The organism is Pseudomonas sp. SAS7 (assembly GCF_052112345.1).
GTDB lineage: Bacteria > Pseudomonadota > Gammaproteobacteria > Pseudomonadales > Pseudomonadaceae > Aquipseudomonas > Aquipseudomonas putida_Q.
In genome coordinates this window covers 527,253-549,241 of record NZ_JBEGGO010000001.1, presented here as the reverse complement: position 1 = coordinate 549,241, position 21,989 = coordinate 527,253, and the positions used below count along the sequence as shown (strand labels likewise).

The following is a 21,989-nucleotide window of genomic DNA, read 5'->3' as shown; positions in this document are numbered from 1 at the left end:
GGGTAACCGAGCTGAAGGTTAGAAGCGCATGTCCAGTGCCAGCTCGAAGGTGCGTGGCGGCCCCATGTAGTACTGGCTGTTGTAGGCCTGCTTGGCATATACCTCATCGGTCAGGTTGCGCACCCGCCCGGTCAGCGTGGTGTGCTCATCCAGCCGGTAACGGGCGAACGCGCCGAACAGGGTGTAGGCCGGGGCCTTGAGGCTGTTGGCGTTGTCGGCATACACCGAGCCCACGTAGCGCCCGTCCGCGCCCACCGACCATGCCGACGACACGCTGTAGGTCAGCCACAGGTTGGCGACATTGGCCGGTACGTTGGTCGGTGCATTGCCCTTGCGTGAAACCGATAGGCCGTTGACCGCCTCGTTGAACTCATCGTACTGCGCATCGACATAGGCATAGTTGGCCTCGGCCAGCAGTTTTGGCGTTACCTGCAGGCGCCCGGACAGTTCGACACCGCGTGAAGTCTGCTGCCCGGCCTGGACTGTGAGGTTGGCGTCGTTCGAGTCGCGCACGGCAAAGTCCTTGCGCACGATCTGGTACAGCGCCAGCGTGGCGGCACCGCGCCCGTCGAGGAAGTCGAACTTGCTGCCCACTTCCCACTGTTCGCCCTTGGACAGGTCGAATAGCCCGACGTTGGAGTAGGTCGCTGCTGCCAGCGAACCGGCGGGCAGGTCGGCGGAGGTGCTGTATTGCGCGTACAGGCTGGCCGAAGGTGTCAACGTATAGGTCAGGCCAATGCGCCCGGACAGCGGTTCCCAGCGCCGTTCGAAATAGGCCGGCGAGGTGGGGGAGACTGCGCCGTAGTTGGTGACCTCCATGTCCAGGTAGTCGTAGCGCAGGGCGGTCAGCAGGGCGAGGCGCTCGGTCAGCTGCAAGCGGTTTTCGGCGAACACTGCGCGGTTGATGACCTCGTGGTGGCGTTGCTTGGTCAGGCCGGCATTCACCCCGGGGATGTCATCGAAGCTGCCGGGGTCGAAGTGCTCGGCATCGACCACGTCACTCCAGCTGGCGGAGGTGGGGTAGAGCGTCTGGCGCATGCGCGAGTACTCAAGCCCCAGCGACCATTGGCTGGCCAGGCCGAGCAGCTGGTTATCGTGGCGCAACTCGATGCGGTCGCCCAGCAGGTTCTGGTCGTGACGCTGCAGGTAAGGGCTGCTGCGCTGCACCTTGCCATCGCTGGTATAGGCGTAGCGTTCAAGGTTGCGGTAATCGCGCTGGGCGTTGTAGAGGTACAGCGTGTTCTGCACGCTGGTGCTGTCGCTGATCTGGTAGTCGAGGATCGAGCGTAGCCAGCGCACCCGTTGCTCATAGCGGCCGTCGGCTACGTTGTAGTTTTCGAAGCGGCGGCTGTTGTCGATCTTCATCGTGCTGCGCCCGGGCAGGATCGGTGAGCCCCAGTAGGGGCTGTCTTCGCGGTCTTCCTGGTACTCCAGCGCCAGTGTGTGGGTGAGGTTGGGTGCCAGGTCGCTGAGCAGCGAAAAGGCCAGGCTGTCGGTGTGCCGTTCGTTGCGGTCGACGTAGCCGTTGCCATGTCCGCGGCTGAAGTCCAGGCGCATGAAATGGTTGGCATCGGCGGGGTTGCTGGCCAGCGCCTGGTTGATACCGAACGCCACTTCGCTGTCGTCGAAACTGCCATAGCGGATACGCCCATCGAGGGTCTGCTGGTCGCGGCTGGCGAGCTTGGTGATGTAGTTGATCGAGCCGCCCACTGCGCCCGCGCCATGCAGGAACGAGGACGGCCCGCCAATCAGCTCGACACGGTCGAGTACCCAGGCGTCCACTGGCCGGGTGGCACTGCTGTAGCCCAGGTTGATGCCGTTGTACAACTGGGTGACCTGGTTCTGGGTAAAGCCGCGGTAGGCGACGAAGCCGCCAAAGCCTGGGTTGGCGGAGGCGTTGACGCCGGTCATGGCGTTGACCACGTCCTGGCTGTCCTTGGCGCCGCGCTCTTCGATCAGGCGGCGGTCCGAGACGCTGACCGAGGCGGGCGTTTCCCGCGCGGTCAGGCCAAGGCGCGAACCGGTTCGGATCGGCTCGTCCAGCTGCACGCCGCTGGCGGCGTCACGTTCGCCGTCAATAGTGGTGGCGCCGAGTTCCACAGGGGCGGTTTCGGCGCAGGCAAAGCTGCAGGTGCCCATGAGGAGCACCAGGGAGGTCTTGCGAAGCATGTTTGTTTGTCTTCCACGCAAAGGTCATGGCTGACGGCGAGCGCGCACGCAGGCGCGCCCGGCTGGGTCAGGCGAAATGAAATACGGCTGCGGGGAAGGCGGCGGGGGAGGCGCGGGGGTTGAGGGCGGGGCGTTGGTAGCGCGGTGGCGGTTGTGCCCAGCTGCGCACCACGATTGGCGAGGTGGCCACGGCTTGCGCGGGGGTGAATGACCAGCCGCCGCTGCTGAGCGGTACGGCCAGGCCAAACGAGGAGCACACCGGGCAGTCGAGCTGGGCCATGTGCTGGTCACCGCCAGCACCGTCCAGGTCGATGGCTACGCCGTGTTCGCTGTTGACCGAGCAGAAGCCGCCTTCAAGGCCGGCCAGGCGCAGGCCACCCATCTGGCCATGGTGTAGGCCGCACAGCAACAGGCTGAACAGGACGCTGGCATAGAGCGTCCAGGCAGTCAGCGTGCGAGTGTGCCGGGTGGTTTTCATGGCGGCGAATCTACCATCCGGATGAACGGTCGGGTAGTGCTTTTACTGCAAGTTTTTTGGGGCGCAGAGCGCCCCCCGGTTCTGTCAGGCCGCCCGCTCCAGCACATCCAGCAAATCGACAAACTCCATCGCCAACTTGTGCCGTGGCGCCAGGTGCACCAACGGCACCGATGCCTGGTGCGATTCACGCATCTTGATCGAACTGCTCAGGTACACCGGCAGCACGGGCATGCCTTCGCTGCGCAACTGGTCGACCAGGGTCTGGTGCAGGGCGGTGCGCCCGGCGAACTGGTTGACCACCACACCCTCTACCTGCAACGCCGGGTTGTGGTCCTGGCGCAGTTCCTCCACCTCGGCCAACACACTGTGCAGGGCTTGGCGTGAGAAGCTGTCGCAGTCGAACGGGATCAGCAGGCGCTCTGCCGCCACCAGCGCGCTAAAGGTGTAAAAATTGAGCGCTGGCGGGGTGTCGATGTAGATCCGCTCGTAGTCCTCGCCCAGTTCCACCAGCAGCTTGCGCAGCTTGTTGATCTTGAACTTGCTCTCCAGCTTGCTTTGCAGGTCGCTGAGGTCGGGGCTGGCGGTGACCAGGTGCAGGTTGCTGTAGCGGGTTTCGGTGATCGCCACCCGGTGCTTCTTGCCGGCCGCTGTGACCGGTGACAGGGTCTGGCGGAAGAAATCGGCGATGCCGGCAGGAATGGCGTCGTTGACCAGGCCGGTCAGGTAGTAGGTGGCATTGGCCTGCGGGTCGAGGTCGACCAGCAAGGTCCGATACCCCTCGGCGGCACTGGCAGCGGCGAGGTTGCAGGCGATGCTGGACTTACCGACGCCACCTTTCTGATTGAAAACCACACGACGCATGAGACGCTCATCCATGAAATAAAAATGTCAGGTTGGGGTCAATCCTATGACCGCAACAAGACAGTTTTATGACAAAGATTGTTACAACAATCACTTTCATCGTTGGCTGTACCTGCGCAGAGGCCGGTTCAGGCAATAGCTACCCGGTTACGCCCCTCCTGCTTGGCCTGATAAAGCGCCCGGTCCGCCTCGCTCAATGCTTCCACGGGCTCGCTGCCAGCCTCGCCATCCCAGCGGGCCACCCCCAGCGAAACCGTCACCGCGCCCACCGGCTGCACGGGCGTATCCTGCACCGTGACCCGCAGCCGTTCGGCCACCACGGCGGCCACGTCCAGGCTGGCACCCGGCAGCAGCATCAAGAATTCCTCGCCGCCGGTGCGGCACAGCAGGTCGCCTTCGCGGCAGCAGCGGCGCATCAACTCTGCCAGCCTACGCAGCACCTGGTCGCCCACCTCGTGCCCATGGTTGTCATTGACCCGTTTGAAATGGTCGATGTCCAGTACGATGGCCGCAAAGGCCCGGCCTTCGGCTTCCAGCAATGACAGGCTGAATTCCAGGCTGCGGCGGTTGCCCAGGCCGGTCAGCGGGTCGGTCTGGGCGTCACGGTTGAGCCGGCCGATGCGCTCCTGCAGCAGGTTCAGCCCGAATAACAGCGCGCGCTTGAGCTCGGCCGCCTCGAAGTACCACGCCCGCACGCTATGCAAACGCTCGGCGGTGCCTGCACGGTCCATCGAGCGGGCACCGGCAGCCAGTTGCCACAGCGGCCGGGCGATGGTTATGGCCAGCCACCACAGCAGCAGGCAGCCCACCAGCGCCAGGGGCGCAGAAGTGCCCACCACGTTGAGGACCAGGTGGTTCAGTGGCGTCACCGTCTGCGCCAGCGGTTGCTGCGCCACCACGCCCCAGCCGGCGCTGGGTACAGTGGCGAACCCGGCGAGCATTTCCACACCCTGGCTGTTGGTCAGTTGCCGGGTACCGTTGTTTAGTGTCGCCAGCTGGTCGATCAGCGCATTGCCCTCCACCACTGTGCCGACCCGCTCGCTAACGGGGTGATACAGCAGGCGGCGGTTGCGGTCGACCACATACAGGTACGAACCGTCCTTGTAGAAGTGTTCGCCCAGCAGGCTGTTGAGGATGTTGCGTTCACGCAGGTACAGGCTGCCACCGACATACCCCATGTAGCGACCATTGCTGTCGAACATGGGTTGCGACAGCGCCACCACCAGGTTGTCGGCCGCCGAAAGGTAGGGCGTGGAAACCAGCGGGCGGCGTTCGTGCAGTGATTGCTGGGAGCCGGGCGACTGGACATGGGTGCCGATCAGGTGCCGCAGCGGAGCGGGAGATACTGCCAGCAGCACGCCGTTGGCATCGATCACGAAGGTGGAATTGAAGGCCATGCTCTGGCCCAATACACGGTCGGTTTCCACCAACAGCGCCGGGGCGTCGCTTAGCTGCCGGCCTTGTACGCCAGCGCTGAACGCCAGCTGCTGCTGGGCGTTGCCGATGAAGGTTTCGGTGATGCTGGCCAGCTTCATCGCATACACCCGGTTGGCTTCCAGGGCGTGGTCGATCAGCAGTTGGCGCTGCACCCGGTAGCTGGCGAAATAGCTGGCGCACAGCATGACCAGGGCTGTGAGTGCGCAGAGCACCAGAATGAGTGTGCGTAGATCCAGGCGCAATCCATGCTTGGCGTGTGGCAATCCTGACCTCGGGTGATTGAAAGTAGCGACGACCTTTCGCGCTAGGGGGGGGGGCGCCGCGGTCAGGAACCAGGCCTGTCCAGTGCGTTCAGCTCGTCTTCCACCTGCTGCATGCGCCGCTCCACCAGCGCTTGCACCTTGACGTCTCGAGCGGTCTCGCGCATCAGCGCGGTGAGTTTTTCGCTCAGGCGCTTGCCCGCTTCGGTGTCTTCCAGCGCCCTGGCCTTGGCCGGGTCCTGGGTGGCGGCAACGATCGTGGCAAATTCGGCGTCGCTGAAGTTCTTTTCGCTGTACAGCCGGAACAGGTCCCGGCGCTGGTCCTCGACGGTCAGGTACTTGCGCAGTACATCCTGAATGGTGGCTTGCGACAGCTGCGGGTGAGTGCGGCCGAGCAGCGCGGCCATGCGCTCGATGTTGTGGGTATAGGCATCCTGCAGCGGTAACTGAGCGAGAATCTGATCTTCACGAGAGGGCTTCTGGTCGCAGGCGGTGAGGGCGGCAGTCAGCAGCAGGGGCAACAGCAACTTCTGGAAGCGAGGCATGGCGTGGCCTGGTCGGGCAGTGAAGACTGCCGATTATACCGATGTCCGCCTGGCCACGACGAGCTTTGTAATTTGCCTTGAACGGCACACTGGGGTAGAACCTTGCCCTCCGACCACTGCCAACAGCCCAATGCCGAACTGGACCTTGCAACCTGTGGCGCGCGTCGCCATTGCCGAAGTCGTGGCGTTTGTCGATAACGCTCGTCGCGAGCTGTTTCCGATGCTTGCAAAAGCGCCATTGCCGCACGACCTTGCGCATTTTGCCGAGACTTACCTCGATGGCGCCGGGTGTTTCCTTGAGGCGCGTGATGACGGGCGGCTCGTCGCGGTGATCGGCTACGTGCCCTATGACCACCGCTTTGCCCAGCTTGATTATCACGCTGGGCGCGTAGTCGAGGTGGTGCGCCTGTTCGTGCTGCCAGCCTACCGCAGACATGGCCTGGCTGCCGCGTTGTTCGGCGCATTGCGCGAGCGGGCAGAGCAGGCAGGTATCGACTGCCTGTACCTGCATACGCATCCGTTTCTGCCAGGTGCGATTGCGTTCTGGGAGCGGCAAGGGTTTGCGGTGGTGAATGTGGAGCAAGACCCGGTCTGGCAAACCACGCACATGCACTTGCAATTGCCCTGAATGTGGGAAAGCGCCTACAGCGGCGCTTTGGGCGTGATCGACGCGTTCATATCCAAACTGGCCCGGCTTACATACCTTCCCCGTGCACGGCTTATTCACTGCACCAGAGGGAGACTCACGATGCCTTACTTGGCCCTGTACAAACTCAAGCTGCTGGACGAATTCGAAGACCGCACTGACCTGTGGAGCTTCAGTGATTTCGAGAACAGGTTGATGAGCTTGTGGCGGGGGGCATCACGTCACGATGCCCAGGGCATTATCAACGCGGCGCACAAGGAGTGGCGCTGGCCCAGGACAGTGAAGCGCTACTTGCTGACCCGTTACCAGGTGTTTGGCAATGTCAGTTCGGAGCTGGAGCACACGTTTGCCGAGGTGCTGGCAGCGATGAGTGAGCAGGAGCGGGCGCAGTGGGCGTTGCTGCCTACGGGTAGTTCTGTTGCCTGATGGAATTTGGGGCCCCTTTGCGTCGCGATGGGCTGCACAGCAGCCCCAATCCAGGCAACTCGGTCTATCAGAACCCCCCAGACAACGGCCACTCCACCGCCAACCGGATCTGATCCCCGTCCAGCTCAGCCTGCGCCGTATTACCCCGGTGCACGTTATGCCGCACCGAGAACGTCGTCCCCTTGGCCTTGCCACTCTGCACCACGTACCTCGCCTCGAGGTCGCGTTCCCAATGCTTGCCACCCTTGCCATAACCCAGGTACGCATACCCGCCATTGGGGTCGACATGCGTGCCGTCGATATCGAACCCCCGCACATACAACGCCGTCAGGTTCAACCCCGGCACCCCATAGGCGCCCATGTTCAGGTCATAGCGTGCCTGCCAGGACTTCTCGTTCGGGGCGTTGAAGTCCGACATCTGCACGGCGTTGGCAATGAAGATTGCCCCTCGCGTCACGTAGTCGAAGGGGGTGTTGCCGTCTACCTGCTGCCAGCCAAGGCTGAAACCGTGCGGCCCCTGGTTGTAGCGCGAGACCAGGCTCCAGGTGGTGTTGTCGATGCGCCCGGACAGCGCCTTGCCAGTGTCTGTGGTGCGGTACAGGTTCAGGTCCAGGCTGATGCTGCGTCGGTCATCCAGCGCGTGGCTGAGGGTGCTGCCCAGGTAGTGTTGGTTCCAGCTGTCTTCGTAGCGCGAGGTGTACAGGCTGCCGCTGAAGGCTGCGCCGGGGTTCCAGACCACGCCTGCCAGGTCGAAACTGTTGCCCTGCTTGCCGTTGGAGTAGTTCACCACGAAGCCCTGGTCGTGGCTGGAGGCATTGCGGTCGGTGCTTTCGTTGAAGTGCCCTGCCAGCAGCTTGAGCGTGTCGAATTCGCTGCTGGTGAGGAAGAACCCTGTGGCGGTCTCGGGCAGCAGGCGGCTGTCGGAAGAGCTGAATACCGGGGTTTTGACCCTTTGCTCACCATAGGAGAGCACGGTATTGGACATCCGCAGCTTCAGCGCTGCGCCCGCGCGGCTGTATTCGTTTTTCGGGTGCCCATTGTTATCCACCCCCAGCAGGCGCGCTTTGCCTGCACGCCCGCCGCCACTGTCGAGTTGTACGCCCAGATAGGCATGGGCATCGACACCAACGCCGATCAGGCCCTGGGTGAAGCCGGACTGAAATGTCCCCATCAAACCGTAGGCCCATTCCTCAGCCTTGCCATTGCGTTCGCTACGCGGTTTATAGGCATTGCGCGCGGCACTGTTGCGCCCACCGTGCTTGTAGTCGCGTTGGTCGAACACGCTGCGGTTGAGGATGTTCCAGCTGCTGTCTTCGATAAAACCGTTACTTTGCGACTGCGCGGAGTCGGCCAGGGCAAAGGGCGACAACCCCAGCAACGGCAGCGCCAACAACAGCCGGTTCATCGCGCGGCCTCGAGCTTCTGCAACTGGGCCGCGAAGCGGGCTTGCGCCCGTGCAGGCAAGCTGGCTGGCAACTCGGCAGCCGGCGCATCACCCACCTGGATCACCATCACCATGCCCATCGCCAGGTGCGGAATGCACTGGATGCCGTATACGCCCGGCACGCTGAAGGTTTGCTCGAACGGCTGGTTCAGTTTGCTTTTGAAGGGTTCGGCCCCGGTGGGCAGCAGGCCGGGCACGCTGGCCGCATTGTGCCCGCTCTGGGTGGGGAGAAAGCGCACGGTGTCGCCGGGGGCAATGCGCAGGTGATCCGGCTCGTACACCATGGCGCCCTCGCTGCCGCGGTTGAGCATTTTCACTTCATGCACCTCGGCCAGTGCGGCGGGGGCAAGCAGGGCGCTGGCAAGCAGCAGGGCGACAGGGCGCAACAGCATCAGTAGAACTTCCTGGTTCAGGGGGCGCGGAAACGCAGGATGCGCGCGCCGTCGAAGGGGTCGGTGAGGTAACGTGCATGCACGCCGAAGGTGCACAGCAGGCGCTCGGGCGTTAGAACGTCGAACGGTTTGCCAAGGGCGACCAGGCGGCCGTTGTCGAGCACCGCGACGCGGTCGCAGGTGAGTGCCTGGTTGAGGTCGTGCAGGGCCACCAGCGTGGTCACCGGCAGGGCTTGAACCTGCTGCAGCAGGCTTAGCTGGTGCTGAATGTCCAGGTGGTTGGTCGGCTCGTCCAGCAACAGTACCTGTGGCCGTTGTGCCAAGGCGCGGGCGATGTGCACGCGCTGGCGCTCGCCACCCGACAGCGAACCCCACAGGCGTGTGCGCAGGTGCAGGGCGTCGAAGTCAGCCAGGGCCTGCTCGACGATGGCACGGTCCTCCCCAGAGAACGGTGCCAGTGCCGACAGCCACGGTGTACGCCCCAGGGCAACGGCTTCGAACACACTGATTGCATCGAGGGTGTCGGCCTGTTGCTCAACCAGCGCCAGGGCCTGTGCAACACGGCGGCGGGGCAGCTGTGCCAGCGGTTCGCCCAGCAGTTGCACGCTGCCGCTGGCCGGCTTGCGCAGCCCGGCCAGCAGCTTGAGCAGTGAGGATTTGCCGGAGCCGTTGGGGCCGACAATGCCCAGGGTTTCACCTGCCACAACGTGCAGGTCGATATCGCGCAGCACGGTATTGCCGGCCAGTTGCAGCCCCAGGCCCTGGCAGCTCAGTGGCGCAAGCTGTACAGCGGTCATGACCGTCATGAGTGCCCTCGGCGGCTGACCAGAATCAGCGCGAACACGGGTGCACCGATCAGTGCGGTAACCACGCCCACGGGAATCACCTGGCCTGTAATCAAGGTGCGCGAAAGTACGTCGGCGGCAATCAGGAACAGTGCGCCGCCCAGTGCGCTGGCGGGCAACAGGCGGCTGTGCCCGGGGCCGAGCAGCAGGCGCAGGGCATGCGGGATTACCAGCCCGACAAAGCCGATGGCACCGACGATGGACACCATCACCGCCGTGACCAGTGCCGTGCAGCTGATCAGCAGTAACTGGGTGCGCCGCACCGGGATGCCCAGCGATGCAGCCGAATCGGCGCCGAAGGTGAAGGCGTCCAGCGCGCGGCGGTGCAACAGGCACACCACCAGGCCGAACAGCGCCACCGGCACAGCCAGCCACACGGAAGGCCAACGCACGCCGCTGAGATTGCCCAGCAGCCAGAACAGGATGCCCCGTGCCTGCTCGGCGGTGGCCGACTTGGTGATGAGAAAGGCGGTGAGGGCGGTGAACAGTTGCGAGCCGGCGATGCCGGCGAGGATTACCTGCGCGTTGCTGCTGCCTGGGCCGGCCGCGCGGGCCAGGAGCAGCACCAGGGCGAACGCTGCCAACGCCCCGATGAAAGCGCCCCCGGACATGCTCAGCGCCAGGCTACCGAGGCCCAGCAGGCCGACCAGCACTGCACCGGTCGAGGCGCCGGCCGACAAGCCCAGCAGGTACGGCTCGGCCAGCGGGTTGCGCAGCAGCGCCTGGAGCACCACACCGCAGGTGGCCAGGCCGGCACCGCAGGCTGCCGCGACCAGGGTGCGGGTCAGGCGGTAGTTCCAGACGATACCGGCGTCGATCGGGTCAACCGGGTAGCCGGCCTGCCACAGGTGGTTGGCCAGCACCTGGCCGACCACGCTGGGTGACAGGTTGGTCTCACCGATGGCAGTGCCAGCCAGCAAGGCGGCCAACAGTGCCGCCAAGGCGATTGCGATGCAGGGTAACAGGCGAATCATCACTGGGCCGCTTTACCGCTGGCGAAGGCTGCCGACAGGGTTTGCAGGCCACGGAACAGGCGGATGCCGGCCTGCATGGCGTCGGCGTCGAGGACGATGATGCGGTTGTGCTTCACCGCGTCCATGTTGCGGGTTACCGGGTCGTTGCGCAGGAATTCCAGTTTTTTCTGGTAGTCGTCGGCGGGGAAACGGCGGCGGTCCATGCGGGCGATGATCAGCCAGGTGGGGTTGGCCTTGGCCAGGGTTTCCCAGCCTACGGTAGGCCACTCCTCGGTGGACTCGACCACATTGCGCACGCCCAATGTGCGCAGCATGAAGTCAGCGACCCCTTGACGGCCCGCCACGTAAGGGTCGATGTCGAGGTCGGCGCTGGAGAACCAGAACAGTGCCGAGGTGGCGGACAGGTCCTTGCCGGCCAGTTGTGCCTTGGCGCTGTCCAGGCGGCCTTTCAGCTCGGCGTTCAACGCAGTGCCGCGGTCCTGCACATCAAAGATCTCGGCCAGCTGGCTGACGCTCTTGTAGATGCTGCTGACCTGAAACGCCTGCAGGCGGGTGCCGTCGGCGCCGACCAGGTTGTCCTTGCCTTCGCAGTCCGACGGCAGCAGGTAGGTGGGGATCTTCAGTTCATCGAACTGCTCGCGGGTGCCGACCACACCCTGGGCGCCGACCATCCATTCGAACTGCACGGTCACCAGTTGCGGGCGCTTGCCGACCACGGCCTCGAAGCTGGGGTCATTGTCGGCCAGGCGCGGCACCTTGTCGTTCTGCGCCTGGTACTCGGGCAGCACGTTGTTGAACCACAGCGAGGTGCCCGCCAGCTTGTCGCCCAGCCCGAGTGCGTAGAGCATCTCGGTGCCGGCCTGGCCGATGGTGACGGCGCGCTGCGGCGCCTGGGCGAAGGTTTGCGGTTTGCCGCAGTTCTCGACCGTGAGCGGGTAGTGGGTGGCAGCGGCCTGGGCCAGGCCAGTAAGGCCAAGGCCGGCGAGCAGGGTGGCGAAACGGGGCAGCATGCTGGGCGATCTCCTATCGGACAGTTCGGGTGAGGAACGCACGGACAGGCATCGCCGAGCCCCGCCGATGGCAGGGGCAACACTGATGGCCAATCCCGGACACCCCGCCGGTTGGTAAATGTAGGCCGGCAGGTCTCCTGACTGGTGCGTCATCGCCCGGCTCCGGCCTTCCCGGGCGCGTGGCCCAGTGGCATCGATGGAGCAGGCTCGGCACCTACAGTTGCGGGGGCAGTTCCGTTTGGCCCGTATTGACGGGCCTGGGATTCCCTATTAATTCCGTGGTGGAAACCGGCGGCCCGCATGGTAGACCATCGCGCCGCCGGGTGAAAACGCTTTTCAGAAGTACTTCAGCCAGGTGATGTCGCGGCGGCGCGCTTTCAGGCGGGCGAACCCGCGCACCGGCAGGTACAGCGAAACCGCCAGCGCCGCTGCACCCAGCCACACCGCCGCGATGCCGTCGAAGCCGAAATAGTCGCCATGGTTGAGGCCGAACAGCGCCACGCAGGCCAGATAGAGCAGCTTCAGCACGTACAGGTGCAACAGGTAGAAGAACATCGGGGCTGCGCCAAACACTGCCAGCGCGCTGATCCACCGGGCCTGGCCGGCGCGCTCGAAGGCGCGCAGCAACAGCAGGCCGCAGCCCAGGGTCAGGGCCAGGAACAGCAGTGACGGTGGGTATTTGGTGATGTTGAAGAAGCTCATCACGGTTTGGGTGAGGGACGGGTAACCGCTCCACGGCGCCTCGCCATAGCCGTTGACCAGGCGCAACACGACAAAGCCCAGCAATGCGATCAGCCCAGCCAGCAGCAGGCGCTGCTGGCGTTGGCCGGCCAGGCTGCCACGGGCGAACCAGGGGCCCAGCCCATAACCCAGGGCGATGACGCCGATCCATGGCAGCACCGGGTAAGACGTGCGCAGGCGCAGGTTTTCGGAGAACTCAAGCCAGCCACGGTCGTGCAGGATGGCCCATGGCACGTGCAGGGCAGACTCCACGCCAAAGTGCAGGCCGTCGAGCAGGTTGTGGCCGGCGACAATGACTGCGCCCAGGGCGAGCAGGGCGGCACGTGGCAGCCATACCAGCAGTGACAGGGCGATCATGCTGACGCCGATGGCCCAGATGACTTGCAGGTAAATCACGCTGGGGGGCAGCTGGAAGGTCCAGGCGAAGTTGACCAGGGTGAATTCCAGCACCACCAGGAACAGCCCGCGCTTGAACAGAAACGCCGAGACATCGCCACGGCCCTGGTGTTTTTCGCCATACAGCCAGGCCGACAGGCCGGTCAGCAGGACGAACACTGGCGCACATAGGTGGGCCAGGGTGCGGCTGAAGAACAGCGAAGGCTCTGTGGCGTCGATGGTCATCGGGTCGCTGACCTGGCGGTGCAGGAAGAACGTTTCGCGGACGTGGTCCAGAAGCATGAACAGAATCACCAGGCCGCGCAGGGCGTCGATGCTCTGCAGGCGCTGGGTGATCAAGGAGGGCGTGGCGCTGGCGCTTGTCATGGAGGGTCGCTGATAGGAATGAATGTCATGTGAAATGTTATCTTATAACTAATTTATTAGAGGTTGGTAGAGTTTTTTGTGTTGCTTGTGCCGGCCTCTTCGCAGCGCAAGGCTGCTCCTACAAGTCACCACCGACCGGTAGGAGCAGCCTTGTGCTGCGAAGAGGCCGTTACAGGCAACTCAGGTCAGAAGGTGTAATCCACCGTCGCAAAGTACGACCGCGGCATCCCCATCAACCACTGCTGCCCACTGAACGCCGACTGCACATATTCACGATCAAACAGGTTGTTCAACTGCAAGCCCAACTTCACATCCGGCAGCACCTGCCAGGCGATGTTGGCATCGACCACGGTGTACCCGGGGGCGCTCTGGGTATTGGCGGTATCGGCATAACGCTCATCTACGTAGCGCGCACCAATGCCGGCCTCTACCTGCTGGCCGAAGCCTTTGCTCAACCACAGGTTGGCGGTACGCCGTGGCACGTTGGCCGGCCGGTTGCCAGCACGGTCCTGCGCCACGCCGCCGACCATCTCGTCGAAATCGTCATACCTCGCGCGCACCAGCGACGCGTTGGCCGACACCTGCCACTGATGCGCCAGGGCCAGTTCCAGGGTGGCCTCAAGGCCATCGGACGTCTGCTGCCCAGCTTGTTGCTTCTCGTGGGTGATCGGGTCGTCCACCAGCAGTTTCTTCTTGACGATGTGGTAGGCGGCAAGCGTCCATTCGCCGCGGCCGTCCCAGAACCGCTGCTTGAGGCCTACCTCGGTCTGCTTCGCCTCGGTCAGGTCATAGTGCATCTGGGTGGGGCTGAGGCTGATGAGGTTGTTGACCCCCTCCTGGCTGGTGGAGTACTGGCCATACAGTGACAGGTCGTCGGTGACCGCGAACACCAACCCGGCGCGCCAGTTGCCACCTCGCAGGCTGCGGTCGCTGCGGCTGTCGTTGGTCAGGTTGGTGCGGTCGATGTGGTTCTGGTCGCGGCGCACGCCGGTGACCAGCGACAGCCGGTCGCTTAGCTGCAGGCGGTTTTCGGCGAACAGGGCAAAGGTGTGGGTGCTGGACAAGGTCTGCGGGCGCAGCGGCGAGGCGCTGTGGAACCAGCCCGGTTGTGGTTGCCACGGGTCGATGTAGTCGCCGCCCACATCGTTGTAGGGCGCGTTGCTGTCGACGTTGAAGCGGACCTTGTTGTATTCCGCGCCGACCACGGTCTTGCTGGCCAGGCCAAACACGCTGTGGTCAAAGGTGAAGGTCTGGCGGTCACCGAACTGTTCCTGGTTGTGCTTGATCTCCAGGTAGCTGCCGCGCTGCAATTGCTGGCGCTGGGCGTCCCAGCTGTAGTCTTCGGCGTTGCGCCAGTGGCGGCGGCTCTTGATGTAGTACAGCTGGTTGCTGGCGCTGACGTGGTCGTTCAACGTCCAGTCGCTGGTCAGCCGGGTCCACTCATCGACGTAGTGCTGCACGTCGTTCTCCACGTTGTAGTTTTTCTTGCGCAGGCTGCTGCGGTAGTGCCCATCGATCAGCGGGGTGCCGTAGTAGTTGGCAGGCTCTGCATCGCCACGGTCGTGGGCAAGGGTGAAGCTGAGGTCGTCACTGGCATCGAAACGCAGCGCGGCACTCAGGGCCAGGCTGCGCGAAGTGGTGCGGTCGACCCAGCCGTTGCCGGCCTGCTGGTTGAGGGTGAGGCGATAGCTCAGGCGCTCGCTGAGGCCGCCGCCGCTGTCCAGGCCCAGTTGCTGGCGGTCCCACGAGCCGTAGCCCAGGCGCAGGTGGTTGCGCACCTCACCGGCAAACGGTTTTTTCGGGATTACGTTGATCACCGCGCCGGTGGCGCCTTCGCCATGCAGTACCGAAGCCGGGCCGCGAATCACATCGATGCGTTCGACCATCCACGGGTCGACAGGGAACGTCTGGGTGCCGGCACCGGTGTACAGGCGGGCGCCGTCGAACAGGGTCATCACCGAGCTGTGGCCGGCAAAGCCGCGGGCGGACAGGCCGGTGCCGCCGTCGCCCGGGGAGCCGACGAAGGTGATGCCCGGCGACCGCGTTACCGCATCCTGCACGGTGAGGTTGTTGCGCTGCTGGATCTGCTCGGCGCTGATGCTGCTGGTGCTGGCCGGTGTTTCCAGGGCGCTGAGGCCAAGGCGCGAGCCTGCCTGGGTTGGCGTGGCCAGGTCGATGGCGCGGCTGTCGAGGGTGTCGGTGATGGCCGTGGAGGGCAAGGCCAGGGGTTGCGGGTCACGGTCATCGGCCAGGGCCGGCAGGGCGACGGCCAGGCAGGCCGCCAGGGGGTGAAGCTTGAACATACGGGACATGTCGTTCCACTGCTGCAGGAATGAATGGATCCCGGTGGAAAACACGCAAAGGCGAACCATGCAGGCAGGCGCGCGCACGGATTCCGGCCTGCGCCCGCCCACCGCGGGTTGCCAAGTGAAGCTCCAGGCCGGTCTCCGGGCTTGCGAGGGGCATGACACCTTCACCTTCCCATGCATGTGCACAGTGGTATCTCGAAGGGGTCGCTCGCTTACCGTTGCGGGGGCAGCGCCGGACTTGTCGTGGGTACCACGACGCACCGGCTTCCCGTTTCACCCTGCGCGCGGCGGCGAAGGGCACCTGAAACTGGCGCGCATCTGACCACTGAAACGCTGTGGCGTCAAATGTTGGCGCCCCATGAATACCGCGATAAAACACAAGGTTGCGCGCTTTTACTGATTTTATTTCGAACTTTTTTCGCGGCGTTTGTCTCGAACCGCACGTTCGCCTTTCGTTATCAAGTCATGGAGACTTCCCGCATGTCTGCTCGTCAACTGTTGCGCCACACCTGCCTGCTCGCCCTGATCGCCGCGCCGCTGGCCGCCACCGCCGCGCCCAGCACCGACCCACTGTTCACCATCGGTCTGCAGGGGGCCTACGACAAGTTCAAGTTCGAAGGTGGCAGTGAAAGCGACAAGGAACACTTGGGCCAAGGCGGTGTGTTCGCTACCTTCGGCAACAAGCTGACAGCCGAATCCGGTTTCATCTACCAGCTCGGCGCCGAAGCCAAATTCGGCAAGAAGAACGACAACAAGCTCAAGGAGGCCCAGGCCGACCTTGACCTTGGCTGGCGTGCGGCGCTGGACGCTCGCAACTTTGTCGACGTGACCGTGGGCGGCGGCTACAGCTGGTCGCGCTTCGAGCCGGAAATCAACGACCTCGATACCAAGCTCACCGTGAAATCGCCCTTTGCCAAGGCGGCATTGGGCTACAACCACCAGTTCGACGCCTCGACCCTGCGGGTGGAGGTGGGCGCACGCCACACCCTGGACGGCCGCGCGCGGCTGAAGGTTGACGACTTTGGTAGCGACACAGTCGACCTGAAAGACCGCACCAACCCGTATGCCGAAGTGACGTTGCTGATGAACCAGCAGGGCGGTATGCCGGTGCAGGCGGGGGTTTACTACACCCGCACCGAATACAAGCTGGATGAAGATTCGCCAGCAGCAGATAACACCAAGCTCAAGCGTGACGAGTTTGGGGTGAAGGTGGGCTTGGCGTTCTGAAACTGAGCGTTTAGCAGGCCCGGCCTCTTCGCGGGTGAACCCGCTCCCACAGGGACCGCACAGCCTTTAGGTGCTGCGCAGTACTTGTGGGAGCGGGTTCACCCGCGAAGAGGACTAGCCTGCGAGAGAAGGTCAGCGCCCGCGCCGCCGAGACACCCGTGCCTCGATATTCTTGCGCCCGATCAGCAGGGGTGGCTTCTCCACCACCGGCTCATCCGCCAGCCACTTGTACATCACCAGGCAGTCCACCAGCCCCAGGCGGGCATGGCGATAAGCCTTGGGCAAGCGCCCGACCGTTTCGAAGCCCAGCTTGTGCCACAGTGCCACCGCGACTTCATTGCTGGCCACTACCGAGTTGAACTGCAAGGCCAGAAAGCCCTCCTGGCGTGCCAGCTTCTGCGAGTGCTCGCACATCAGGCGCGCCACGCCTCGGCCACGCGCCTGCTCGCACACCATATAGCCGCAATTGCCCACGTGCGCGCCAGGCCCGGCGGCATTGGCCTTCAGATAGTAAGAGCCCAGCAGCTCGCCATCCTCTTCGGCCAGCAGCGTGTGCAATGGCAGCTCCAGCCACAGCTGGCGTGCCTGATCGAAGCTCAGGGCTGGGTCGAATGCGTAGGTTTCACAGGCCTGGACGATGGCCTGGAAGGTGGGCCAGAAGCGCTCGAAGTCTTCGGCTGTCATGGGGCGAATGTGGATCATGCGGGTTCCTGCAAGGGCTGGGCCGCCAAGTCTGTGGGGCGCGGCGCCGTCGCGCAAGGGCGACGACGCCGTTTGTGCCTAGCCGTTGGCCTTGCCCACCGCATCCATGGCCCGCGCCGAGTACACCAGCGCAGCACCGGCGTTCATCGCCACGGCCACGCCGAGGGCTTCGGCAATTTCCTCGCGGCTGGCACCGTGCTTGACCGCCTGCTGCGAATGCACGGCGATGCAGCCGTCGCAACGGGTGGTCACGGCCACGGCCAGTGAGATCAACTCACGCGTCTTGGCGTCGAGGTGGTTGGTCTTGGCTCCCGCACCGCTGGCGGTCATGTAACCGGCCACGGTGTCGGGGGAGAGTTGCTTGAGATCGCCGATGCCGGCCATCAACTGCTTACGGTAGGCGTCCCAGTCCATCATGCTCATCGTCTTCACCTTGTGGTGGTTGCGAGTGGAGCTTTCAGGCTAGTCGAAGAGTGACAAGAGCGAGGCTTGTACTTTGGTGGGTGTGCAGCAGTACTTGTGAGGGCAACTGTCTTGCACCATCACTCAGGCTGCCGCAGCACCTTGTAGGAGCAGCCTTGCGCTGCGAAGAGGCCAGTAAGGCTAAAGATTTTCTTCAGCTGCGATGGCCTCTTCGCAGCACAAGGCTGCTCCTACAGACGGAGCACGCTGAGCATTCAGATGTAGATGAACACCAGCACCAGCGCCGCAACCACTGCCCACTTTTCCAGGTAATAGCGCATGCGGTTGCGCTTTTTCAGCGCCTTGCCGCGTTCACGGATCTTGTAGATGCGGGTGAACAAGCGGTTGATACCGCCGGTCTTGTCGCCGTCACCGTTAGGCGCGGCGGCGGCGGCCATGACGTTGCGGCTGAACCAGCGGTTGAACGCAGTCGCCCAGCGGTACTTGAGCGGGCGCTCTACGTCGCAGAACAGGATGATGCGGTTGTGCTCGGTGGTGTTCGCCGCATAGTGGATGTAGGTCTCGTCGAAGACCACACCCTCGCCATCGCGCCAGGAATACTTCTCGCCGTCCACGTCGATGTAGCAACCGTCGTCGTTGGGCGTGTCCAGGCCCAAGTGATAGCGGTACGAACCGGCATACGGGTCACGGTGGCGCACCAGCTTGGCGCCCGGTGGCAGGGTGGCGAACATGGCGGCCTTGACCGTGCCGATGCTTTGCAGCAGCTCAGTGGTGCGCGGGCACAGGGCCATCGCCGAAGGGTGGCTTTCGCCGTACCACTTCAGGTAGAAGCGCTTCCAGCCGGTCTTGAAGAACGAGTTGAAACCGACGTCATCGTAATTGTCGGACTTCTTGATTTCGCCCACGTGCAGCAACTGGCGGCCTTCCTCGCGGATTTCCTGCCAGTGGTCCTGCAGCGGCTTCAGTTCGGGGAAGGCCTCGACCGGCAAGTAAGGCTTGGCCGGGAGCTTGGAAAACAGGTACAGGAAACTGTTGACCGGCGCCAGGAAGCTGGAATGGTCGCCCAGCTGGCGGGTCAGCTTGTGGCGAACCCGACCGCGCAGGTGCACGTAGGCAATCGAGAGGGCGAAGATAAGTACGAGTGCAATTTTCATGGACGTTTACTTGTCGAAAAATGGCCATGCGCCATGGCATAAGCTCGCCAGCATAAACAATCATGGTCGCAGTTTGTACTTATTGTTACGAAACACCGGGGCGACATTGGTGTAATGCCCTACAGTCTTGCGCAAACGTTTCACGTCATGGAGTTGGTATGGTTCAGGATATACGCCCCAGCGGTAGCCCGTTCAAACGGCTGTTTTTCGCCTTGCCGGTCAGCGATGCCCAGCGCCGGGCCTTGGCCCAGTGGCGGCGTGGGCTGGGCCTGCGCAGCGGCAAACCGGTGCCGGCGGCCAACTTCCACGTCACGCTGTTGTTCCTCGGCGATGTAGATACCGCCCAGGTGCCTGCGATCTGTGCGGCAGTCGATCAACTGGCGCTGCCGGCCATGGCACCGCGGCTTTTGCTTGACCGCTTGCAGGTGTGGCAGCGGGCCGGCGCGCTGGTGCTGGAGCCACAGCAGACACCGCCAGCCCTGTTGCAACTGGTGTACGGCTTGCAACAGGCACTGCTGCCGTTGGGGGTGGAGGCGGCCAACCGTGAGTATCGGCCCCACTTGACCCTGTCCAGGGATTACCGCGGGCAACCACCTGAGGCCAGCAGCGCGCCGGAGTTCTACCTCGCGGCTCGCCATTTCACGCTCTACGAGTCGCGCAAGGGCGCTTACCGGCCCTTGGCGCAGTGGCCGCTGGCAGACTGACCCGGGGTCAGAGTTGCGGGGTGTATTTCACCGTCAGCATGAAGTTGCGTGGCTCGCCATAGTTGTTGCTGCCATTGAGCTGGTTGAAGCCTGCAACCCAGTACTTCTTGTCGAACAGGTTGTTGGCGTTGACGGCAAGGTTCACTTCGGAGGTTAGCTGGTAGGCCAGGCGTGCGCTCCACACGGTATAGCCAGGCACGGTGTAGGTACGCTCGTAGCCGAGGGTGTGGCTCTGGGTGGTAAAGCCCAGGCCGGTGCTCCAGCGCTGGCCGTCCAGTGGCAGGGTGTAATCGGCCCATGCACGCAGCATGTGCTTGGGTGTCCACTGGCTGAAGGTGCGGCCTTTGTCGTCAGGGTCATCGAGGAACTTGGTGGTGTTGTAGGTGTAGCCTGCGAACAGTTGCAGGCCACTCAGCACTTCGCCGCTGATTTCGGCTTCAACGCCTTGGCTGCGCACCTTGCCCGCTGCGGTGGAGCAGTACCAGTCATCGCAAGCGAAGCCCGAGGCTACGTCGGTGACTGCGCGGTTTTCCTGGTCGTAGCGGAACAATGCGATCGAGGCATTGACCCGGCCGTCGAGCAGTTCGCCCTTCAAGCCCGTTTCGTAGTTGCTGCCGATCACCGGTTTGAGTGGCGCATTGCCCACGGCGCGTTCGGTTTGCGGTACGAACACGTCGGTGTAGCTGGCGTACCAGGCCCATTCGCGGGTCAAGTCGTAGATAAAGCCGGCATAAGGGGTGACTTGGCCCGTTTCGGTCATGCGGCTGGTCGGGTAGCGGGTACCGGGGTCGGTCAGGCTGTCGAAGTCGATCGAGTCCCAGCTGTAGTCGAACCAGCTAACGCGCGAGCCAAGGACCAACGTCAGGTCCTGGGTGGGTTTGACGCGCCAGGCGCCGTACAGGCCTTTCTGGCGGATGTCGTAGCTGGCCCTGTTGGCACGTGCCAGTTCGCCGTCGAAGACGCTGTCGCGGCTGGGTTCCGGGCGGTCATGGTCGATGTCGAAGATGTTGCCGCCGGCATCGAAATTGCGCCAGTAGGCGTCATCCGAGGTCAGCTTCGAGTAGTTGCCGCCCACGGTGATTTCATGGGCCAGTGGGCCGGTATCGAAGTGGCCCACCACGTTCATGTCCAGGCCCAGCTTGGTCGAGTGAAAATCGGTGAGCCAGTCGGCGTAGGTGATGCCGCTGCCGTCAGGCGCAACACCCTGGCGGGTGCTCTGCACGCGCTGGTGGGTGGATGTGTTGGTTTCATCCATGCGCACGGCTGCGGCCTTGAAGGTCCAGTCATCGTTGAAGCGGTGTTCAAGGTCCAGGTAGTACGTGGTGACGTCGGTTTCTGCGCGGCTCCAGCGGGCGCCGGTGTAAGTCGAACGCGGCAGGTCGACCGGTTTGCCACTGGCGTAGCGTGGGAGGCCGCGCAGCATCGGCCGGGACTGCTGGCGGTTGTAGCTGATACCGCCGCCCACCGTGGTCGCGTCGTTCAGGTCGATGTCCAAGGCGCCATACAACGAATGGCTTTTGCTCCAGACATAGTCGATGAAGCTGTCGCTTTGGTCTTCGTCAGCGACAAGCCGCCCGCGCACACGGCCGTCGGTCGTTAGCGGGCCGCCGGCATCCAGCTGCAGGCCATAGTGGTCCCAGGAGCCAGCTTTGCCTGTCAGCGTAACGGTCGGCGCCGTTTGGCCCCGCTTGCGCACCAGGTTGATTGCGCCACCTGGGCTGCCGGTGCCTTGCAACAGGCCCGAAGCACCGCGCAGCACTTCCACCCGGTCGAAGAACACCAGGTCCTGGGTGGCCCAGTTGCCCAGCGAATAGTTGTTTCGCGGAATCGGCACGCCGTCGTACTGCCAGTCATCAATCTGAAAACCACGCGAGGTCACGACCACGCCAGGGCCAATGCCCTGCGCGCCGACAATGCCCGTGGTGTGGTTGAGCGCGTCCTGCAAGTCGGTGATGCCCTGGTCATCCAGTTGCTTGCGCGTGATGACGGTGACCGACTGGGGAATCTCCTTGAGGGTATGCGTGCCTTTGCCCAGGGTCACCGCGCGGGCAGCATACGACCCGGTGCCTTCGCTGGTTGCGTCCACATAGTTGTCGGTGATGCTGGTGCTGCCCAGCTCCATGACGTCGCTGCCCAGGTTGCCGGGCGCCACACTGAAATGGCCCTCGGCGGAAACCCGCAACTGCAAGCCGCTACCGGCCAGCGCAGCTTGCATGGCCTGCTCGGCACTCATCTGGCCGACCACGGCAGGTGCCTGCTTGCCGCGCACCAGTGCTGGCTCCAGCGCAATGATGTGGCCGCTCTGGCTGGCGATGCGGTTGAGCGTGTGTGCCAGGCTGGCGGGTGGCAGGTCGAACACCTGGGTGTGCGCCTGGGCAAGCACGTTGAAGCTGGCCAGGGCAGCGACCAGGGGCAGGGCGCGGGGCAAGGGGTTGTACACGGATTACTCCCGAATGAAGTGGCTGTCAGGAGGTATGTGG

General features: G+C 63.8%; 20 protein-coding genes and 2 riboswitches. Of the genes, 4 read left to right on the top strand and 16 right to left on the bottom strand.

All coding sequences use genetic code 11. The features are described 5' to 3' along the window. Positions 1-18 precede the first annotated feature (18 nt). The 5 genes from ABI582_RS02410 to ABI582_RS02390 form a co-directional block, all read right to left on the bottom strand. The gene (locus ABI582_RS02410; RefSeq protein ID WP_442118295.1) at positions 19-2,169 is read right to left on the bottom strand and encodes a TonB-dependent receptor; all 2,151 of its coding nucleotides are present in this window, start codon (positions 2,167-2,169) and stop codon (positions 19-21) included. Between the two features lie 67 nt (positions 2,170-2,236). Next, the gene (locus ABI582_RS02405; protein WP_063427050.1) at positions 2,237-2,647 is read right to left on the bottom strand and encodes a DUF2946 family protein; all 411 of its coding nucleotides are present in this window, start codon (positions 2,645-2,647) and stop codon (positions 2,237-2,239) included. Positions 2,648-2,731: 84 nt separating this feature from the next. Next, complete coding sequence (locus ABI582_RS02400; RefSeq protein ID WP_442118294.1) at positions 2,732-3,508, bottom strand: ParA family protein; 777 nt, start codon at positions 3,506-3,508, stop codon at positions 2,732-2,734. Positions 3,509-3,636: 128 nt separating this feature from the next. Further along, complete coding sequence (locus tag ABI582_RS02395) at positions 3,637-5,208, bottom strand: sensor domain-containing diguanylate cyclase (RefSeq protein WP_442118293.1); 1,572 nt, start codon at positions 5,206-5,208, stop codon at positions 3,637-3,639. Between the two features lie 62 nt (positions 5,209-5,270). Beyond that, on the bottom strand, positions 5,271-5,750 hold the full coding sequence (locus tag ABI582_RS02390) for a hypothetical protein (RefSeq protein ID WP_338746839.1): 480 nt from the start codon (positions 5,748-5,750) through the stop codon (positions 5,271-5,273). Between the two features lie 130 nt (positions 5,751-5,880). On the opposite strand from ABI582_RS02390, the gene ABI582_RS02385 reads away from it, so the two are divergent. Next, positions 5,881-6,378: a GNAT family N-acetyltransferase gene (locus tag ABI582_RS02385; RefSeq protein WP_338746840.1), complete on the top strand. Its 498-nt coding sequence runs from the start codon at positions 5,881-5,883 to the stop codon at positions 6,376-6,378. 120 nt (positions 6,379-6,498) lie between these two features. Then, positions 6,499-6,822, top strand: a complete 324-nt coding sequence (locus tag ABI582_RS02380) for a hypothetical protein (protein ID WP_338746841.1) — start codon at positions 6,499-6,501, stop codon at positions 6,820-6,822. A 67-nt stretch (positions 6,823-6,889) separates the two neighbouring features. Here ABI582_RS02380 and ABI582_RS02375 read toward each other — a convergent pair whose 3' ends face one another. The 7 genes from ABI582_RS02375 to ABI582_RS02345 form a co-directional block, all read right to left on the bottom strand. Beyond that, positions 6,890-8,227, bottom strand: coding sequence for an OprD family porin (locus ABI582_RS02375; protein ID WP_442118292.1), 1,338 nt, complete (start codon positions 8,225-8,227; stop codon positions 6,890-6,892). Beyond that, positions 8,224-8,658 carry a pseudoazurin gene (locus tag ABI582_RS02370; RefSeq protein WP_338746843.1) on the bottom strand — a complete coding sequence of 145 codons (435 nt, stop codon included), beginning with the start codon at positions 8,656-8,658 and terminating at the stop codon, positions 8,224-8,226. The genes ABI582_RS02375 and ABI582_RS02370 overlap by 4 nt, the downstream gene beginning before the upstream one ends. Before the next feature lie 17 nt (positions 8,659-8,675). Continuing rightward, positions 8,676-9,464, bottom strand: a complete 789-nt coding sequence (locus tag ABI582_RS02365) for an ABC transporter ATP-binding protein (RefSeq protein ID WP_442118291.1) — start codon at positions 9,462-9,464, stop codon at positions 8,676-8,678. After that, positions 9,461-10,477: a FecCD family ABC transporter permease gene (locus ABI582_RS02360; RefSeq protein ID WP_442118290.1), complete on the bottom strand. Its 1,017-nt coding sequence runs from the start codon at positions 10,475-10,477 to the stop codon at positions 9,461-9,463. Before ABI582_RS02360 ends, ABI582_RS02365 begins: the two co-directional genes overlap by 4 nt. Continuing rightward, positions 10,477-11,487, bottom strand: coding sequence for an ABC transporter substrate-binding protein (locus ABI582_RS02355; protein WP_442118289.1), 1,011 nt, complete (start codon positions 11,485-11,487; stop codon positions 10,477-10,479). Before ABI582_RS02355 ends, ABI582_RS02360 begins: the two co-directional genes overlap by 1 nt. A 110-nt stretch (positions 11,488-11,597) precedes the next feature. Continuing rightward, positions 11,598-11,795: riboswitch (cobalamin riboswitch) on the bottom strand. Positions 11,796-11,823: 28 nt separating this feature from the next. Beyond that, positions 11,824-12,990: a DUF1624 domain-containing protein gene (locus ABI582_RS02350; protein ID WP_442118288.1), complete on the bottom strand. Its 1,167-nt coding sequence runs from the start codon at positions 12,988-12,990 to the stop codon at positions 11,824-11,826. 185 nt (positions 12,991-13,175) lie between these two features. Continuing rightward, the gene (locus ABI582_RS02345; RefSeq protein WP_442118287.1) at positions 13,176-15,302 is read right to left on the bottom strand and encodes a TonB-dependent receptor; all 2,127 of its coding nucleotides are present in this window, start codon (positions 15,300-15,302) and stop codon (positions 13,176-13,178) included. Positions 15,303-15,411: 109 nt separating this feature from the next. Continuing rightward, a riboswitch (cobalamin riboswitch) is annotated at positions 15,412-15,619 on the bottom strand. Between the two features lie 160 nt (positions 15,620-15,779). On the opposite strand from ABI582_RS02345, the gene ABI582_RS02340 reads away from it, so the two are divergent. Further along, positions 15,780-16,526: an outer membrane beta-barrel protein gene (locus ABI582_RS02340; RefSeq protein ID WP_442118286.1), complete on the top strand. Its 747-nt coding sequence runs from the start codon at positions 15,780-15,782 to the stop codon at positions 16,524-16,526. A 132-nt stretch (positions 16,527-16,658) separates the two neighbouring features. Here the strand turns inward: ABI582_RS02340 and ABI582_RS02335 are convergent, their stop codons facing one another. From ABI582_RS02335 to lpxO, 3 genes are all read right to left on the bottom strand, one after another. Continuing rightward, on the bottom strand, positions 16,659-17,228 hold the full coding sequence (locus tag ABI582_RS02335; protein ID WP_132839651.1) for a GNAT family N-acetyltransferase: 570 nt from the start codon (positions 17,226-17,228) through the stop codon (positions 16,659-16,661). 78 nt (positions 17,229-17,306) lie between these two features. Next, positions 17,307-17,651: a carboxymuconolactone decarboxylase family protein gene (locus ABI582_RS02330; protein ID WP_013973174.1), complete on the bottom strand. Its 345-nt coding sequence runs from the start codon at positions 17,649-17,651 to the stop codon at positions 17,307-17,309. 254 nt (positions 17,652-17,905) lie between these two features. Then, complete coding sequence (gene lpxO, locus ABI582_RS02325; RefSeq protein WP_338746854.1) at positions 17,906-18,805, bottom strand: lipid A hydroxylase LpxO; 900 nt, start codon at positions 18,803-18,805, stop codon at positions 17,906-17,908. Positions 18,806-18,963: 158 nt separating this feature from the next. On the opposite strand from lpxO, the gene thpR reads away from it, so the two are divergent. Next, positions 18,964-19,509, top strand: a complete 546-nt coding sequence (gene thpR, locus ABI582_RS02320; protein ID WP_368975984.1) for an RNA 2',3'-cyclic phosphodiesterase — start codon at positions 18,964-18,966, stop codon at positions 19,507-19,509. Positions 19,510-19,516: 7 nt separating this feature from the next. Here the strand turns inward: thpR and ABI582_RS02315 are convergent, their stop codons facing one another. Beyond that, complete coding sequence (locus ABI582_RS02315) at positions 19,517-21,949, bottom strand: TonB-dependent siderophore receptor (protein ID WP_442118285.1); 2,433 nt, start codon at positions 21,947-21,949, stop codon at positions 19,517-19,519. Positions 21,950-21,989: the final 40 nt, after the last annotated feature.